Origin of the sequence: Burkholderia latens (assembly GCF_902499045.1) — a bacterium.
Classification (GTDB): domain Bacteria; phylum Pseudomonadota; class Gammaproteobacteria; order Burkholderiales; family Burkholderiaceae; genus Burkholderia; species Burkholderia latens.
In genome coordinates, this window is record NZ_CABVPL010000005.1 from 113,593 (window position 1) to 129,489 (window position 15,897).

Below are 15,897 nucleotides of genomic sequence, written 5' to 3' on the forward strand. Positions count from 1 at the left end.
GCGTCCTCATCGATCGCGGGCGACCGGCCCCGCGTGCGCCGCCGCCGGCGGAACGTTCGCGACCGCCGAAGGGCGGCGATACCAATAGTCGATCACCCAGTCCTCGTACTGATAGCTGTCGGGCACGACCGGCGGATGGCCGAGCGCGGACTTGTAGGCGATGCGCGCGTGCGGCATGTAGTACTGAGGCACGAGGTAATACTCGTTCACGAGCACGCGATCGAGGGCGCGCGTGGCGGCCGCGAGATCGTCGAGCGTCGTGGCGGAAACGGCCGCGCGCACGAGTGCGTCGACAGCCGCGGAACGGATGCCCGGATAGTTTTCGGAGCCGGGCTGCGACGCCGCCGCACTCCCGAAACGGCGCTCGAGCTCGATGCCGGGAATCGTCACGGGCGGATAGATATAGGTCGTCATGTCGAACTGGAAGTTGTCGAGTCGCTTCTCGTAGATCGCACTGTCGAGCTCGCGCATGTGCGCGTCGATGCCGAGGGTCTGCAGCGCCTGCGTGTAGGGCACGATGACCCGATCCATGCCCGGCTGGTCGTCGATGATCTCGATCGTCATCGGCGTGCCGGTCGCATCGCGCAGCGCGCCGTCCCAGAAATGCCAGCCGGCCTCGGCGAGCAGCTCGCGCGCGCGGCGCAGGTTGGCACGCAACGAGCCCGGCGGCAACGTGCCGGCCGGCTGCACCATCGGCCCGAATACCGCGGGCGGCAACGACGCGCGATAGGGCGCGAGCAGTGCGAGCTCCTTGGCATTCGGGATGCCGGTGGCGCCGAAGGGGCTGTCCTGCCAGAAACTGCCGAGCCGGCGATACTGGCCGTAGAACATCATCCGGTTCATCCAGTCGTAGTCGAACGCGAGCGCGAGCGCCTCACGCACGCGCCTATCCTTGAACTTCGGCTCGCGCGTATTGATGATGAAGCCCTGCATCTGCGGCGGTCCATCCGGAAACATCGCCTTTTTCAGCATGCCGTTGTCGAAATTCCGGCCCACGTACTTGCGCGCCCATTGTGTGGAGCTGTACTCGACGTTCACGTCGGAATCTCCGGCCTTCAGCGCTTCGAGCTGCGTGTAGTGGTCGAGGTACAGCTTGAACGTGATGCGGCGAAAGCGGTACATGCCGCGCCGCGACGGCAGCGCCGATGCCCAATATGCGGGGTTTCGGTAATACGTGATGGTCTTGTCGTTCGGGCGCGACTCGACGAGGTACGGGCCGCTCGCAATGGGCGGTTCCGTCGCGATCCGATCGAACGGCACGCGCGTGCCGTCCGGCCGCGCGCCCCACTTCGGCGAAAACACGGGCAGATCTCCCGCGATCAGCACCGACGCGCGCGATGCATCGACGAAATCGAATCGCACGGTAAGGCGGTCCACGACCTCGGCACGGCGGATCGCGGCGAATTGCGACGCGTACAACGGAGACGCCCCCGGGCTTTTCAGCATCTCGAGCGAATATTTCACGTCGGCAGCCGTGATCGCGTCGCCGTTCGAAAAGCGGGCGGCAGGGTTGATGTGGAACGTCGCCGAGCGGCCATCGGCGGCTACTTCGACGTCGTCGGCGATCAGCGCGTACTCGCTCGCGAGTTCGTCCCAGCTGCGCTGCATCAGCGTATCGAACATGAGATTGCGTACGTCGGGCGCCGGTTGACCGCGAACGACGAACGGGTTCATCGAGTCGTAGCTTTGCTGCTCGTTGTAGTTGGTGAACACCAGTTCGCCGTTCGCAGGCGCATCGGGCTGCGCGTAGTCGAAATGCGTGAAGCCGGACGCGTACTTCGGGGTGCCGAATTGCGCGATCGCCGTGGCCGCGCGGGCGGATACCGGCCATACGGCAGTTGCCGGCACCGCGATCGCGAGCATCGCGACGGCACGAGCGAACGCGGTGCCCGCAGCGCAGCGCCTCGTAGCACGGCGAAAGGGCTGCGCCGCGGCGGTATCGACGAACGTTGCGCGCGCAATCATTTCGACGCAACCAGCAGCCACAGCCGCGCCAGATCGGCTGCCCCGTCCGTGCCTTTGACCGCGTTGAACGCCTGCTGCGCACGCGCTTTCTGTCCGCCGAGGTAATAGGCGATGCCCAGATGCAGCCGGGCCTCGTCGGCGTGATCGAGTCCGCCCTTGGCGATCGCCGCCTGCATGGCCGCGATACCGTCTGCGGTCTGGCCCGCGAAGACCCGATTGAATGCCTGGTCGATGGCGGAAACCGGTTGCGCGCCGTCGTCAGGCGCCGCGGCGCGCCTGGCCGCGAGCGCCTGCAGCCGCTTTTCGCGCTCGGCCTGTGCGTCGCGACCGAGCACGCCGGCCGCAAAGCCCTTGTCGATCACCTGCTTCGCTTCGGCCGGCGTGCCGGCGACGAGCGCGAGCTGCGTCATTTCCATATAGTCTTCGGCGGTGGCAAGCGAACCGGTGGCGCGGCGCAGTCGGTACAGATCGAGGTCGAGCCGCGACGAGTAGCCCGGTTTCGCGCGGATAGCCGCGAAAAGATCGTTCCAGTAGACGGGCTTCGAATGATAGGCAACGAGCGCTTCGAGCGCACTGCGGTAGGCCGCATCGTCCTTCGCGCGCTGCGCGCTGGTGCCGAGCAACTGAAGCTGCCCTTCGTCAGGCGCCTGGCCCGCGCGCACCATGCCGTCGATCGCCGGCTTGAGCGTCCTCACGACGCCGCCGAAGTCGTTGGACTGATAGTAGGCCTGCGCAAGCAGCAGCCGCATCTGTGGATCGTTGCCGCCGGCCTTCAGATACCGCTGCCCGGTCGCGATCGCGTGTGCGTAATCGCGCTGCTGAAACTCGATGCCGGCGAGCACCGCGTCGATGCGCGCCTCGTCCTGGCCCGACAGGCGCCCGCCGCTCAGCAACGATTCGTACGCGCGAGCGGCCGTGGCGTTGTCGCCGGCCGCCATCGCTGCCGCGCCGCGCATCTGCTCGATCACGGAAACCTCGTAGGGCGTCTTGTTCGCTACGGCCGCGGCCGCGTCGAGCTTCGCGAGCGCATCCTTGTACTTGCGGGCACGGTAGAGTTCCTGGGCTGCATTGAGCGGCTTCGCGAGCTCGGGCCGCAGCGTATCGGCCGCGCGCGCCTGTGCCGGCCACATCGCGGCGAGCGCAACGGCGGCGAGCACCGCAGTCGCCGTCGCCGTCGCTGCGGCCGCCCGGCCGAGAGGTCGAGAGTTCGTTCGCATTCCCGTTCCCTATTGCATGTACTGCTCGTTGCCGACGAGGCCGATCTTCGTCGCGCCTTCGCGCTCGGCCGCTGCGAGCACTTCGGCAACGACCTTGTACGGTGCGAGCTTGTTCGGCAACAGATGAATCTCGGGCTGCACGGGTTGTGCAGCCGCCTGCGCGAGCTTCGTCTCGAGCGCACCGCGATCGGTGACGGGCGCCCCGTTCCACGTGATCGTGCCGTCGAAGTCGATATCGATCTGCACGACCTGCGGCGACGCGGCCGGCGGCGGGTTGCCTACGGGCAAGTTCATCTTTACCGCGTGCATCTGGATCGGAATCGTGATGATGAGCATGATCAGCAACACGAGCATCACGTCGATGAGCGGCGTCGTGTTGATGTCGGCCATCACTTCCGGCTCGCCGCCGCCCGAGCGCGAAGATACGTTCATTCCCATCGTCACCTCCTAGCCGCCGCGCGCCGGCGGCTGCGTGATAAATGAAGCCTTGCCGATGCCGGCCCGCTCGCATGCCGTGACCACGCGCCCGATGAATTCGTAGCGCGTGCCTTCGTCGCCGCGTATATGCACGTCGGGTTGCGGGGTCATCGCCGAGACGGCCTTCAGGCGTTCGAGCAGCGACGCCGCATCGACATGGGTTTCGTTCCAGAAGAACTCGCCATCGCGATTGATCGCGATTTCGACGCTCCTGGGCGTGGTCTGGAGCGGTTGCACCGTTTCCTTCGGCAACTGAATCGGTACCGTATGAGTCACGACGGGGATCGTGATCAGAAAGATGATGAGCAGCACCAGCATGACGTCGACGAGCGGCGTCGTGTTGATGTCCGCCATGACTTCGTCTTCGCCTTCCGCTTCGCCAACGCGCATTGCCATGGCGTCACCCCGCTCAGTTGACTGCGTTCGCAGCTTTCAAGCCGGCGCGCGCCGCACGTCTTCCGCCCGCGAGCAGCACGGTGTGCAGCTGTGCGCCGAAAGCCCGTACGCGCTCCATCACCGACTTGTTGCGGCGAACGAGGAAGTTGTAGCCGAGCACGGCCGGCACCGCGACGGCCAGGCCGATCGCCGTCATGATCAGCGCCTCGCCGACCGGCCCGGCGACCTTGTCGATCGACGCTTGCCCCGCGATGCCGATGGCGGTCAGTGCGTGATAAATCCCCCACACGGTGCCAAAGAGACCGACGAACGGCGACGTGGAGCCGACGGTCGCGAGGAACGCGAGCCCGTCTTGCAGGCGATTCGACACGCTCGTGGTCGCGCGCTCGATCGAGACGTCGATCCACGTGTTGCGATCGACGGCTTCGAGCAGCGCCTCGTCGTGATGCTCGCCCGCCTCGATCGCCGTTTGCGCGATGAAGCGAAACGGCGAAGCCTCGTCGAGTTGCTTGACGCCCTCGGCCAGCGACGGCGCGGCCCACAGATTGTCGTCGGCGTGCCGCGCGCGGCGGTTGGCGCGGTATTGCTCGACGAACTTCGTGACCATGATGTACCAGCTGCCCATCGACATCACCACGAGCAGCAGCAACACGAAGCGCGCAACGAAGTCGCCGTTCTTCCAGAGCGCACCGAGCCCGTAGGGGTTCGTGACCGTCTCGGCGGCCGCGGGCGGCGCCGCGTCGGGGGCCGGTTGCGCCGCCGCCGACTGCGGCGCGGGCGCGGCTTGCGCCGGCGTGCCGGCCGTGGCCGCGCTCGCCTGTGCGTAGGCGACGCGCGGGACGACGCTCGTGCCGACAGCGGCCACGCTGATGAGGATGCTCGTAACGAAAGCGGCAAGAATGCGTTTGCTCATGTTCTGCTCCAGTCCAATTCGATTCAAATTTAGTTCGGCGGTTGCGGGCGGCCCGAAGCGTCAGTTCAGGTTGAACGAGAACGGCACCTGAACGCGCACGGCCTGCCCCTGGGCAATGCAGTTGAAGCGCTTGACGGCCTTGAACGCCGCACTGTCGAGACTGTCGTGATCGGACGATTGCGCGACGCGCTCGTTGGCGACGTGCCCTTGCGGATCGACGGTGAATTCGATGACCACGTCACCCGTCTCCCCGTTCTCCTGTGCCTCCTTCGGATACGCGATCGAGCCGCGGATCTGATCGGAATTCGGGCATACGACCGAAATGGCCGTCTGCACCGGCGCGGGCTTGACCGGCTGCACCGGCGCCGGCGGCGCGGGCGGCGCAACCTGCGGAGTCGGTGCGGGCGCGGCCTGATGAACGATCGTCTGCTGCGGCGGCGCCTGCACCGGCACTTCGGGCGGCGGCACGAACGGCGGCGGCGGCGGCGCGAATTTCGGCGGAGGCAATTGCACGACCGGCAGCGGCGGAGGCGGCGGCGGCTTGACCGGCTCGATGATCCTGGTCTCGATCGGCCGCTGAATCACGTGCACCACCTTGTTCGCGAGCCCGTTGACGAGCGCCCATACGAGCACCACGTGCAGGGCGACGACGGCAGCAATGCCGCCGAAGCGCCGCGCGGAGCTCGCCTGTTTTCGCCCGAACTGCGCGATGCGCGGCGGCTTGGCCGGCGCCGAGGTAACAGCTGAGAGTTGTCCTTCCACTTTCATACCCATCCTTCGTCGTCCCGGCGCGGGCCGCGCGCCGGGACCGGTTGCCACCTGGCGGCTGCGTCGCCGTCAGAACCGGTACGTCGCCCCGATCTGGAAGAAGCGGCCGAGGTCCGTGTAGAGCGACTGGTCATAGCCGGTGATGTCGGGCACGGCTTGCCACTCGACGTCGAACGGCGGCTTCTTGTCGAAGAGGTTCGTGATGCCGCCGTAAATCGTCCAATGCTTGAAGCCGCGGTAGTTGAACATCAGGTTGAACTGGCTGTACGACGCCACCGAGCCCGTGCCGCCGTCGCCGAATTCCGCGGCCACGGCGTTCGTATAGGGCCCCGTGTATTGCCAGGTCAGCGTGGTGGTCAGTTGCCGGTAGTCCCAGCTCAGGCTCGTATTGCCCTTCCAGCGCGGGTTGCTCGCGCCAAACGGCTGCAGCAGCGCCAGGTTGTTGCCGGCGAAGTCCTGCGGCGCGGCGCCGGGGCTGTGCAGCTTGAAGTGCCAAACGTAAGCCCAGTCGCCCGCCAGCGTGAACGTGCCGTACTTGGTGCGCACCGCTTTGCGGAAGTTGAGATCGAAACCGTCGGTGTCGAGCGCACCGAGGTTCACGAACTTCTGAACGAGGTAACGCACCGAGCCGTCGGCGTTGCGCACGACGCGGGACGGATCGTTGGCGACGAGCACCGCGTTCGGATCGTCGGTGCCGATGACTCCGTCGATGCGCACCTTGTAGAACGCCGCGCCGATATCGGTCGTCGCGTCGGGCGAAAGCTGGAAGCCGATGTTGTAGTTCTTCGTGTGCTCGGGTTGAAGGTTCGGATTGCCCGCGACCTGCTCCGTCGTGAAGTGCTTCGTCGGCACACCGCTCGGATCGTTCGGATCGACGAGGTTCTGGTGAGAGAGATAGACGGCCTGCGAGTTTTCGACGAGGGTCGGCGCGCGGAAGCCGCGGCTGTACGACGCATAGGTCGTCAGCATCTGCACCGGCTGAAAACGCAGCGCAAAGCTCGGCGAATACGCGCCGCCGAAGTCGCTGTAGTGATCGTAGCGGCCCGCCTGCGTGAACGTCAGGTTGCGCAGGATCGGAATGTCGATCTGGTAGAACGCGGCGGCGACGTTGCGCGAGCCCTCCACCGTCTGCACGTTCGCGGGCGCCGATACGCCCTGCGACGCGAGCGTCTGCGGGTTGATCGTCGACGATTCGTGGCGGAACTCGGTGCCCACGCCGAGGCCGACCGCGCCGCCGGGCAGCGTGAAGAGATTCGACGTCGAGGCCTTGGCCGTCACGCTGTCGATCTTCGAGATGGCCTGCTGATCGTCGTCGGTGAAAACGCCGTTCAGGCCGTTCGGCGTGGAGGCCGGGTTCGAGAAGTTGTAGGTGCCGTTGGCGAGCATGTTCTCGAGGCCCGCGACGTTGAGCCGGTTGCGATACGTCGTATCGACGGTGCTCTGCGAGTGCCCGTAATCGGCCGACCAGTCCCATGCGCCGAACCTGCCCGCGTCGAACGAGCCTTTGACGCCGGTGTTCGCCATCCAGAACGTCGATACCGTGTCCGCCTGCACGACGTTGCCTGGGAAGGTCAGGTTGATCGCCGTCGGCACGCCGAACGGGTTATACGGATTGCTTACCGGTACGGTGCGCGGCACCGGCGAGACGGACCCGGTCGCAGGGTTGTAGACGTTCGTCGTGCTCGAGATCGACGCGGGGCCCTGCAACTGGACGGTTTCATCGCGGCTCACCCAGAAGCCCGCATAGGCCTGCGTGTTGTCGTCGATCTTGAACGTGGCGCGCACCTTCGCGTTCAGGCGCGTCGTGGACGGAACGAGCGACGTCGAGGCGGCCGGGTTGTACGTGCAATTGGTCGCGCTCGTGGTGCTGCCCGGCGGGCACGGCGAAAGCGGCACCTTCGAGCCGTCCGCCCGCGACCAGTACGATTGCTGGTTCGGCCCGAGCGGCGCGGCCAGCCCGCCCGGATATTGGGTGAAGTCTTGCGCCGACGTCATATCGCGATCGCCGAGCGTCGAGCCGGAATCGCGGTAATAGCTGGCGGCCGCGGTGATGTTGAAGCGATCCGAATTCAGATCGCCGAAGCCGGCCAGTACGCTGAAGTTGCCTTGCCCGTCGCCCGGATGCTGCGCCTTGCCGAGCTGGCCGTCGATCTGCAGGCCCTGGAAGTTCTTCTTCGTAATGATGTTGACGACGCCCGCGATCGCGTCCGAACCGTAGACGGATACCGCCCCGGTCTTGACGATCTCGACGCGCTCCACCATGTTCAGCGGGATCGCGTTGACATCGAAGAACGTGTCGGTGAAGTTCACCGACTGCGCATAGTTCGCGACGCGCTGACCGTCGACGAGCACGAGCGTGTATTTCTCGCTGAGCCCGCGCAACGCGATGCCGGCGCCGCCCGGGGCCGAGCTGTTCATCGTCGTCTGGCCCCAGCTGCTTGCGGAATTGGCCGAGGTCGAACGCAGGAAATCGGCGACCGTCGTGTATCCGCTTTGCTGGATTTCCTTCGCGGTGATGACCTGCACTTCGGTGTGGCCGACCTTGTCCGATGTGCGGATCAGCGAGCCCGTCACTTCGAACTTGTCGAGCTTTTTCACGGTCTGCCCGCCCGCGGCGGCGCCGGATGCCGGCGCGGGCGCGACCGCGGCCGTGCTGCCGGTTTGCTCGGCGGGGACACCCCCGTCGACAGGCGTTGTCTGCGCGTAAGCCGAGGTACCCAAAGCCGCCGTCAACGCGACTTCAGCCCACGCGATGCTGCGTATTGCCGATCCCAAAGCCGTTGGTTTCATAACACCCCTTTGTCGTCGCAAGGCCTGACCTTTTTGTATGCACGGAGATTCGCCGGCCTTTCGATAGCGTTGCCCCGCTTTCCCGATTCCTCATCCGACTCTCGGAACCATTCCATTCGCCTGCTTATTTCTTTCAACATTCTTTCTTGCATTTCCAATAAGAAAGAATCTGAAATTCGATAAATGGCATACCCATATAATTAAGATCCCTAACTACATGGAATAGACTTTCCCGGCATCGAACGGCTGCAGACGACCCGCACCCTGGCGCATTCGCACCATGGCGCTTCATCAATTAGAGCGTACGCACTACCGGGAAATGGCCGTCGCGCGTCGAAGAGCAGCTTTACGTTTTCGCTTTGAAAGTCTTAATGCACGGAGTTTTCGTTACCGTTCACTACCAAAGTTTTACGCTGGACGCGAACATAGCAGGACAGAATCGCAGCGTCAAAAAATATTTGATGCGACATAACTTTGTTTAGGTGCATTAAACGCACTCAGTTGGTGCCGAATGAAGCGATATGGATCGCCAACCGCTACCGTCGTCTTGTCTTCCTTATTCGGCGGCTTTTCCCGCTCGCTCGCGAATGCGCCGCAATGGAGCACACGGTCACACTCGGCATCCCGAATTTTTTGTTTCGCGGAGATGCGGCGCTCCCAAGCCGGAAGACACGCCGGATTTCACTACACCCGACGTCGAGCCCGCGCGCGACCGCGCCGCGATTCGACACCGGCTCGTCGCCGGCTGCGACAATGTGGCGATCGAATCTATGCGAGGTATCGATGGAACTCAGGCAACTGCGCTATTTCGTCAGCGTCGTCGAGCACGGCACCATGGGCAAGGCCGCGCTCGAGCTCGGCGTGGTCACGTCCGCACTGAGCCAGCAGATCAGCCGGCTCGAGAGCGAGCTGTCTACCCGCCTGCTGCAACGCACGTCCGCGGGCGTCGTTCCGACGGACGCCGGTCTCGCATTCTGGAGACAGGCGCAACTCGCACTGCGCCACGTCGACGATGCGGCGCTTGCGGCCCGTCACGCGCGCCTGTCGGGACATGTCAGCGTGGGGCTCGCACCGAGCACCACCGGCGTGCTCGGCCTCGCGTTCATGAAGGCGATGCGGCAGCGCTATCCGGATGTCCGGCTGCGCATGGTCGAAAGCCTGTCCGGCTACCTCGGTGCGATGCTGAGCGCACGCCAGATCGACCTGGCGATCCTGTTCCGCGAAGAACCCGCGCAGCGCTGGAGCGTCATGCCGTTGCTCGACGAGCACCTGTTCGTGATCGGCGCCGCCGGCCAGCCGCACATGCCTGTCGGGCCGCAAGTCTTTCTGGCCGATATCGGCGCGCTGCCGCTCATCCTGCCCAGCGGCCCGCACGGCCTGCGCGCGTTGCTCGATACCGCGTTCGCGCGTACCGGCTTCAGCCCGTACATCGCGGCCGAAGTCGACGGCCTCGCCATGTTGATGGATGCGGTGCGCGGCGGCCTCGGCGCAACCATTCAACCGGGCGCGGCGCTCGCGCGGCTCGAAAATGCCGCACTTGCGAGCGTGCCGGTTGCCGACGCGCATGCGACGCGCCCGAACCTGATCGCAAGCGTTTCCGACGATGAACTGTCGCCCGCCGGGCTCGCGGCGCGCGTCGTGCTCGCCGACGTCGCGCGCGAGATCGTCGCGGCCGGCGGCTGGCCCGGCGCTACGCTGCGCACGTAACCCTTCACGAAAACTGAAGACGTGTTGCCGTCTTGCTGATGGCGGCATGCCGCGTCGATCCGTAGAGTCGCGTCTCAAAGGAGACAACTCAGATGGTCGACGTTCTCGTAATCGGCGGAGGCAACGCCGCGCTCTGCGCCGCCTTGATGGCGCGCGAAGCCGGCGCCTCGGTCCTGCTTCTCGAAGCCGCCCCGCGCGAATGGCGCGGCGGAAATTCCCAGCACACCCGCAACCTGCGCTGCATGCACGATGCGCCGCAGGACGTATTGGTCGGCGCCTATCCCGAAGAGGAATACTGGCAAGACCTGCTGAAAGTGACCGGCGGCATCACGAACGAAGCGTTGGCGCGATTGGTGATTCGCGCGTCGTCGACGTGTCGTCCGTGGATGCGTTCGCACGGCGTGCGCTTTCAGCCGCCGCTGTCCGGCGCACTGCACGTCGCGCGAACCAACGCATTCTTCATGGGCGGCGGCAAGGCGCTCGTAAATGCCTATTACCGCAGCGCCGAAGCACTCGGCGTACAGATCCGCTACGACACGCCGGTCGACGCGATCGAGCTCGACGGCGAACGCTTCGTCGCCGCGCGCAGCGGCGCACGACGCTTCGACGCACGCAGCTGCGTGCTGGCGGCCGGCGGGTTCGAATCCAATCGCGAATGGTTGCGTGAGGCCTGGGGGCAAGACGAGCGCGGCGAGTGGCCCGCCGACAACTTCCTGATCCGCGGTACGCGGTTCAATCAAGGCGTGCTGCTCAAAACCATGATCGACGCCGGCGCGGACACGATCGGCGATCCGTCGCAGTCGCACTGCGTCGCCATCGACGCCCGTGCGCCGCTGTACGACGGCGGCATCTGCACGCGCATCGACTGCGTATCGCTCGGTGTCGTCGTCAACCGCGACGCACGGCGCTTCTATGACGAGGGCGAGGACTTCTGGCCGAAGCGCTACGCGATCTGGGGCCGGCTCGTCGCCGGGCAACCGGGCCAGACCGCTTACTCGATCATCGACGCAAAAGCCGTCGGACGCTTCATGCCGCCGGTCTTTCCCGGCGTCAGGGCCGATTCGTTGCCGGAACTCGCGCGCCGGCTGGACCTGCCCGAGCACGCGTTCGTCGACACGCTCCGCGCGTACAACGCCGCATGCCGGATCGGCACCTTCGACCATACGACGCTCGACGACTGTCGTACCGAAGGGCTCTCGCCCGCCAAAACTCACTGGGCGCGCCCGATCGACACACCGCCGTTCTTCGGCTATGCATTGCGCCCCGGCATCACGTTCACGTATCTGGGGCTCAAGGTGAACGAACGTGCGCAGGTTCATTTCGGCGGAAGGCCGAGCGACAACCTGTTCGTTGCCGGTGAAATGATGGCCGGCAACGTGCTCGGCAAGGGTTATACGGCTGGCGTCGGCATGTCGATCGGCACCGCATTCGGACGTATCGCCGGCACCCAGGCGGCGAAGGCCGCTCAATCGACTGGAGTCCAACGTGCAGAATCTTGAAGAACGCCTTCGCGACGCGCGGGCGCCCGCACCTGCGAGCCGGCCATCGGACGGCACGAGCCGTACCGCGGTCATTCGCGTGCTTCCCGTCACCGACAACGAAGCCGAAGTCGCGCGGCAGATGAGTATCTGCAACGCGTGCCGCTATTGCGAAGGATTCTGCGCCGTCTTTCCGGCCATGACGCGCAGGCTCGACTTCGCCAAGGCCGACGTCAACTACCTCGCTAACCTGTGCCACAACTGCGGTGCGTGCTACCACGCATGCCAGTACGCACCGCCGCATGAATTCGCCGTGAACGTGCCGAAGGCGATGGCGCAGGTCCGCTTCGATACCTATGTCGAGTATGCCTGGCCGGCGTCGATGGGCAAGCTGTACCAGCGCAACGGCCTCACGATCGCACTCGCCCTCGCGGCCGGGCTCGCGCTGTTTCTGCTGCTCGGCATCGGAACGCATGGCTCGCTGCTGAATGGTCCGAACGGCGGCAACTTTTATGCGGTCTTTCCGCACAACCTGCTCGCGGTGATGTTCGGCGGCGTCTTCGCGCTGGCGATGCTCGCGCTCGGCATCGGCGTGTCGCGATTCTGGCGCGACGTGTCCGCGGGAACGGCGAGCGCACCCGCGGTCGCGGAAGCGGCCAAGCACGCGCTCGCGCTGACCTATCTCGATGGCGGCCACGGTGATGGCTGCAACGAATCGGACGACGCGTTCACGCTCGCTCGACGGCGGTTCCATCACTTCACGTTCTACGGATTCATGCTGTGCTTCGCGGCGACCGTGGTCGCGACGTTCTATCACTACGTTCTGGACCTGCACGCGCCTTATGCATTCCTGAGCGTTCCCGTGCTGCTCGGCACGGCGGGCGGCATCGGCCTGCTGATCGGACCGGCCGGCCTGCTGTGGCTCAACGTGCGTCGCGACCCCGCGCGGAGCGATCCGAAGCAGCGCCCGATGGATCGCGGCTTCATCGCGCTGCTGATGCTGGTGAGCGCGTCGGGACTGGCGCTGCTTGCGTGGCGCGACACCGGCGCGATGGCGTGCCTGCTGGCGATCCATCTCGGTGCCGTGATGGCGCTGTTCGCTACGTTGCCGTACGGAAAATTCGCTCACGGCATCTTTCGCTGCGCCGCGCTGCTCAAATCGTCGATCGAAAAGCGCCAGGCCAATCGCCTGCAACCGAGCCCGGATTGAACCGGGCCGCGCGCAGCGGGCGGGCATCACGCCAGATTCACACACAACATTCACAGGAGACAACTCATGAATCGCTCACCGACAGCTGCGCAGGACTGCGCCGCCGCCCGCACGTCCAGGCTCGGCACGGTCCTGCGCGTAACCAGCGGCAATTTCCTGGAGCAATTCGACTTTTTTCTCTTCGGCTTCTATGCGACGGCGATCTCGCGCGTGTTCTTTCCGACGGCCAGCGAGTTCGCATCCCTGCTGCTCACGTTCGCGGTATTCGGAGCGGGATTCCTGATGCGTCCGCTGGGCGCGATCGTCCTGGGCGCGTATATCGACGAAGTGGGCCGGCGCAAAGGGCTGATCGTCACGCTCTCGATCATGGCGAGTGGGACGGTTCTCATCGCATGTGTGCCCGGCTATGCGGAGATCGGGCTCGCCGCGCCCGTGCTGGTGCTGATCGGCCGCCTGCTGCAGGGGTTTTCCGCGGGCGCGGAACTCGGCGGCGTGTCCGTCTATCTGGCGGAAATGGCGACGCCGGGAAACAAGGGCTTCTACACGAGCTGGCAGTCGGCCAGCCAGCAAGTCGCGATCGTGATCGCGGCGGCCGTCGGCTATGTGCTGAATCATCTGCTGACGAGCCACGAAATCGCGGCGTGGGGCTGGCGCATCCCGTTCTTCATCGGTTGCGCGATCGTGCCGGCGATTTTCCTGCTGCGCCGCACGCTGCAGGAAACCGACGAATTCAACGCGCGCAAACATCACCCTCGTGCGCGTGAAGTCTTCGCGACGATGCTGAAAAACTGGCGCACGGTATTTGCCGGCATGCTGCTCGTGGCGATGACGACGACGACCTTTTATCTCATCACGGTCTATACGCCGACCTTCGGCAAGGCCGTCCTGAAGCTCTCCACGGCGGACAGCCTGATCGTCACGTTGTGCGTGGGTGTGTCGAACTTCTTCTGGCTGCCGGTCGGCGGCGCGCTGTCGGACCGCATCGGGCGCAAGCCGATTCTCGTTGCCATCACGATCCTGGCCATTGCGACGTCGTATCCCGCGCTTGCTTGGCTGTCGTCCGCACCGAGCTTCGGGCGCATGCTCGCCGTGCTGCTGTGGCTTTCGTTCTTCTTCGGCATGTACAACGGCGCGATGGTCGCGGCGCTCACCGAAATCATGCCCGCCAACGTTCGCGTGGCCGGCTTCTCGCTCGCGTTCAGCCTCGCGACCGCAGTCTTCGGCGGCTTCACGCCGGCCGTGTCGACCTATCTGATCGAAGTGACTGGCGACAAGGCGGCGCCCGGATACTGGCTCAGCTTCGCCGCATGTTGCGGGCTATTTGCAACCGTTGCGCTCTACCGGCGAGGCGGCGCCGCGGAGCGCGCCGCTTCACTTGCGTGACGGGCGTCGGTGCGCCGTGCGTACGGGATGCGGACGCGCGGGCGCCCGTCGCGTCCCGCGGGCGGCGCAAACGGGCGGCGCAAACGAGTGGCACAAACGCGCGGCGCAACGATGCGCCGCGCCGATCGGCAATCGACCTACCGCTCGGCCGACGGCAGCAGGATGCTGCGCGGAATCGACAGGATCAGCACGCAACTGACCAGCAGGCACGCGCCGAGCGCATACGTGCCGTTGTTGATGTTGCCGGTCATTTCCTTCGCGATGCCGGTGATCATCGAACCCGTGAAGCCGGACAGGTTGCCCACCGAGTTGATCAGCGCAATACCGGCGGCGGCGGCCGTGCCCGACAGGATCTGGCCGGGGAACGTCCAGTAGATCGGCATCAGCGCGAGGATGCCGCACGTCGCAATGGTCAAGAATACGATCGACAGCGCTACGTTCTGCGCGCATGCCGCGCTCAGGATCAGTCCGACGCCGCCGATCAGCGCGGGAATCGCCGCATGCAGGCGCCGCTCGCCGGTCTTGCGCGAGTGCGACGCATTCCACACCATTGCAAAGATGGCCGTCAGGTACGGAATCGCGGTGAGCAGGCCGATATGCAGCGGGCTCTTCACGCCCGACGCGCGGATGATCGACGGCAGCCAGAACGCCAGCCCGTAGAAGCCGGTATTGAACGTGAGCAGGATGAAGGTGAGCAGCCACACGCGCGGGCTGCGCAGCGCGGCACCTGCGCTGTGCGACTTGTGCGTGGCTTCGCGTTCGAGGTTGCGCGACAGCACTGCCTTCTCGTCGGCGGACAGCCACTTCGCCGATTGCGGACCATCGCCGAGACAAGCCAGCACGATGAACGCGACGACCACCGACGGCAGCCCTTCGAGCAGCAGCATCCATTGCCAGCCGCTCATGCCCGACAGCCCGTGCGTCTGTTCCATCAACCATCCGGAAACCACGCTGCCCAGCGTGAGACTCAACGGGATCGCCACCAGGAAGCCCGACATGGCCACGCTCTGGCGACGCGCCGGAAACCAGTAGTTCATGTACAGGATCACGCCCGGGAAGAAGCCCGCTTCGCACAGGCCGAGCAAAAAGCGCAGCGTATAGAACATGGTGGACGTCTGCACGTGGAAAAACTGCGCGAGCGGCACGATGAACGCCATCGACGACGACACGATGCCCCACGTGATCATGATCCGCGCGATCCAGAAGCGCGCGCCATAGCGGTGCAGCAGCAGGTTGCTCGGCATCTCGAACAGAAAATAGCCCCAGAAGAAAATGCTCGCGCCCAGTGCGTAGACGCTGTCGCTCAGGCGCAGGTCGTCGAGCATCTGCAGCTTCGCGAAACCCACGTTGACGCGGTCCAGGTACGCGACGACGTAGCAGAGCAGCAGCAACGGCAGGATGCGCCGCATGACCTTCCGGTAAAGGGCGTCCTCGGACGAGTCGGCCGCGGCCGGCGCGGCGGCGGTCTGGGTAATGGATGGCATCGGTCTTGTCTCCTGATCGTGTAGGTGTTCTTCGTACCGGCGGGTCCGGCCATGCGCGGATGTTACCGATAACATTCCGGGGCGAAAAAAAACCGCCGACGGGACGACG

At 65.3% G+C, this 15,897-nt stretch carries 12 protein-coding genes; 4 read left to right on the forward strand and 8 right to left on the reverse strand.

The window, feature by feature from the left end; all coding sequences use genetic code 11:
- Positions 1-6: 6 nt before the first annotated feature.
- The 7 genes from BSE24067_RS05615 to BSE24067_RS05645 form a co-directional block, all read right to left on the reverse strand.
- Positions 7-1,863, reverse strand: coding sequence for an extracellular solute-binding protein (locus tag BSE24067_RS05615; protein WP_244130539.1), 1,857 nt, complete (start codon positions 1,861-1,863; stop codon positions 7-9).
- Between the two features lie 98 nt (positions 1,864-1,961).
- Positions 1,962-3,095, reverse strand: coding sequence for a tetratricopeptide repeat protein (locus BSE24067_RS05620; protein ID WP_244130542.1), 1,134 nt, complete (start codon positions 3,093-3,095; stop codon positions 1,962-1,964).
- A 96-nt stretch (positions 3,096-3,191) separates the two neighbouring features.
- Positions 3,192-3,620 carry an ExbD/TolR family protein gene (locus BSE24067_RS05625; protein WP_151067538.1) on the reverse strand — a complete coding sequence of 143 codons (429 nt, stop codon included), beginning with the start codon at positions 3,618-3,620 and terminating at the stop codon, positions 3,192-3,194.
- Between the two features lie 9 nt (positions 3,621-3,629).
- The gene (locus BSE24067_RS05630) at positions 3,630-4,055 is read right to left on the reverse strand and encodes an ExbD/TolR family protein (RefSeq protein WP_151067540.1); all 426 of its coding nucleotides are present in this window, start codon (positions 4,053-4,055) and stop codon (positions 3,630-3,632) included.
- Positions 4,056-4,068: 13 nt separating this feature from the next.
- The gene (locus BSE24067_RS05635; protein WP_174904709.1) at positions 4,069-4,968 is read right to left on the reverse strand and encodes a MotA/TolQ/ExbB proton channel family protein; all 900 of its coding nucleotides are present in this window, start codon (positions 4,966-4,968) and stop codon (positions 4,069-4,071) included.
- Positions 4,969-5,028: 60 nt separating this feature from the next.
- Positions 5,029-5,742 (reverse strand): energy transducer TonB, encoded by a 714-nt coding sequence (locus BSE24067_RS05640; protein WP_151062917.1) that lies wholly within the window; start codon positions 5,740-5,742, stop codon positions 5,029-5,031.
- Positions 5,743-5,805: 63 nt separating this feature from the next.
- Positions 5,806-8,526 (reverse strand): TonB-dependent receptor plug domain-containing protein, encoded by a 2,721-nt coding sequence (locus tag BSE24067_RS05645; protein ID WP_151062916.1) that lies wholly within the window; start codon positions 8,524-8,526, stop codon positions 5,806-5,808.
- A 783-nt stretch (positions 8,527-9,309) separates the two neighbouring features.
- Here BSE24067_RS05645 and BSE24067_RS05650 point away from each other — a divergent pair.
- The 4 genes from BSE24067_RS05650 (at position 9,310) to tcuC (ending at position 14,304) form a co-directional block, all read left to right on the forward strand.
- The gene (locus BSE24067_RS05650) at positions 9,310-10,233 is read left to right on the forward strand and encodes a LysR family transcriptional regulator (protein WP_151062915.1); all 924 of its coding nucleotides are present in this window, start codon (positions 9,310-9,312) and stop codon (positions 10,231-10,233) included.
- A gap of 92 nt (positions 10,234-10,325) precedes the next feature.
- Positions 10,326-11,732, forward strand: coding sequence for an FAD-dependent tricarballylate dehydrogenase TcuA (gene tcuA / locus BSE24067_RS05655; protein WP_151062914.1), 1,407 nt, complete (start codon positions 10,326-10,328; stop codon positions 11,730-11,732).
- Positions 11,719-12,921: a tricarballylate utilization 4Fe-4S protein TcuB gene (gene tcuB, locus BSE24067_RS05660; protein ID WP_151062913.1), complete on the forward strand. Its 1,203-nt coding sequence runs from the start codon at positions 11,719-11,721 to the stop codon at positions 12,919-12,921. Before tcuA ends, tcuB begins: the two co-directional genes overlap by 14 nt.
- A 66-nt stretch (positions 12,922-12,987) precedes the next feature.
- Positions 12,988-14,304, forward strand: coding sequence for an MFS transporter (gene tcuC, locus BSE24067_RS05665; RefSeq protein ID WP_151062912.1), 1,317 nt, complete (start codon positions 12,988-12,990; stop codon positions 14,302-14,304).
- Between the two features lie 137 nt (positions 14,305-14,441).
- Here the strand turns inward: tcuC and BSE24067_RS05670 are convergent, their stop codons facing one another.
- Complete coding sequence (locus BSE24067_RS05670) at positions 14,442-15,788, reverse strand: MFS transporter (RefSeq protein ID WP_151062911.1); 1,347 nt, start codon at positions 15,786-15,788, stop codon at positions 14,442-14,444.
- Positions 15,789-15,897: the final 109 nt, after the last annotated feature.

Bases quoted from the DNA above. Each gene is read 5' to 3' on its own strand.
- BSE24067_RS05635 (WP_174904709.1), bottom strand. From the start codon at position 4,968: ATGAGCAAACGCATTCTTGCCGCTTTCGTTACGAGCATCCTCATCAGC.
- BSE24067_RS05620 (WP_244130542.1), bottom strand. From the start codon at position 3,095: ATGTGGCCGGCACAGGCGCGCGCGGCCGATACGCTGCGGCCCGAGCTC.
- BSE24067_RS05650 (WP_151062915.1), top strand. From the start codon at position 9,310: ATGGAACTCAGGCAACTGCGCTATTTCGTCAGCGTCGTCGAGCACGGC.
- BSE24067_RS05670 (WP_151062911.1), bottom strand. From the start codon at position 15,788: ATGCCATCCATTACCCAGACCGCCGCCGCGCCGGCCGCGGCCGACTCG.
- tcuC (WP_151062912.1), top strand. From the start codon at position 12,988: ATGAATCGCTCACCGACAGCTGCGCAGGACTGCGCCGCCGCCCGCACG.
- BSE24067_RS05645 (WP_151062916.1), bottom strand. From the start codon at position 8,526: ATGAAACCAACGGCTTTGGGATCGGCAATACGCAGCATCGCGTGGGCT.
- tcuA (WP_151062914.1), top strand. From the start codon at position 10,326: ATGGTCGACGTTCTCGTAATCGGCGGAGGCAACGCCGCGCTCTGCGCC.
- BSE24067_RS05630 (WP_151067540.1), bottom strand. From the start codon at position 4,055: ATGGCAATGCGCGTTGGCGAAGCGGAAGGCGAAGACGAAGTCATGGCG.
- BSE24067_RS05640 (WP_151062917.1), bottom strand. From the start codon at position 5,742: ATGGGTATGAAAGTGGAAGGACAACTCTCAGCTGTTACCTCGGCGCCG.
- BSE24067_RS05625 (WP_151067538.1), bottom strand. From the start codon at position 3,620: ATGGGAATGAACGTATCTTCGCGCTCGGGCGGCGGCGAGCCGGAAGTG.
- BSE24067_RS05615 (WP_244130539.1), bottom strand. From the start codon at position 1,863: ATGCTCGCGATCGCGGTGCCGGCAACTGCCGTATGGCCGGTATCCGCC.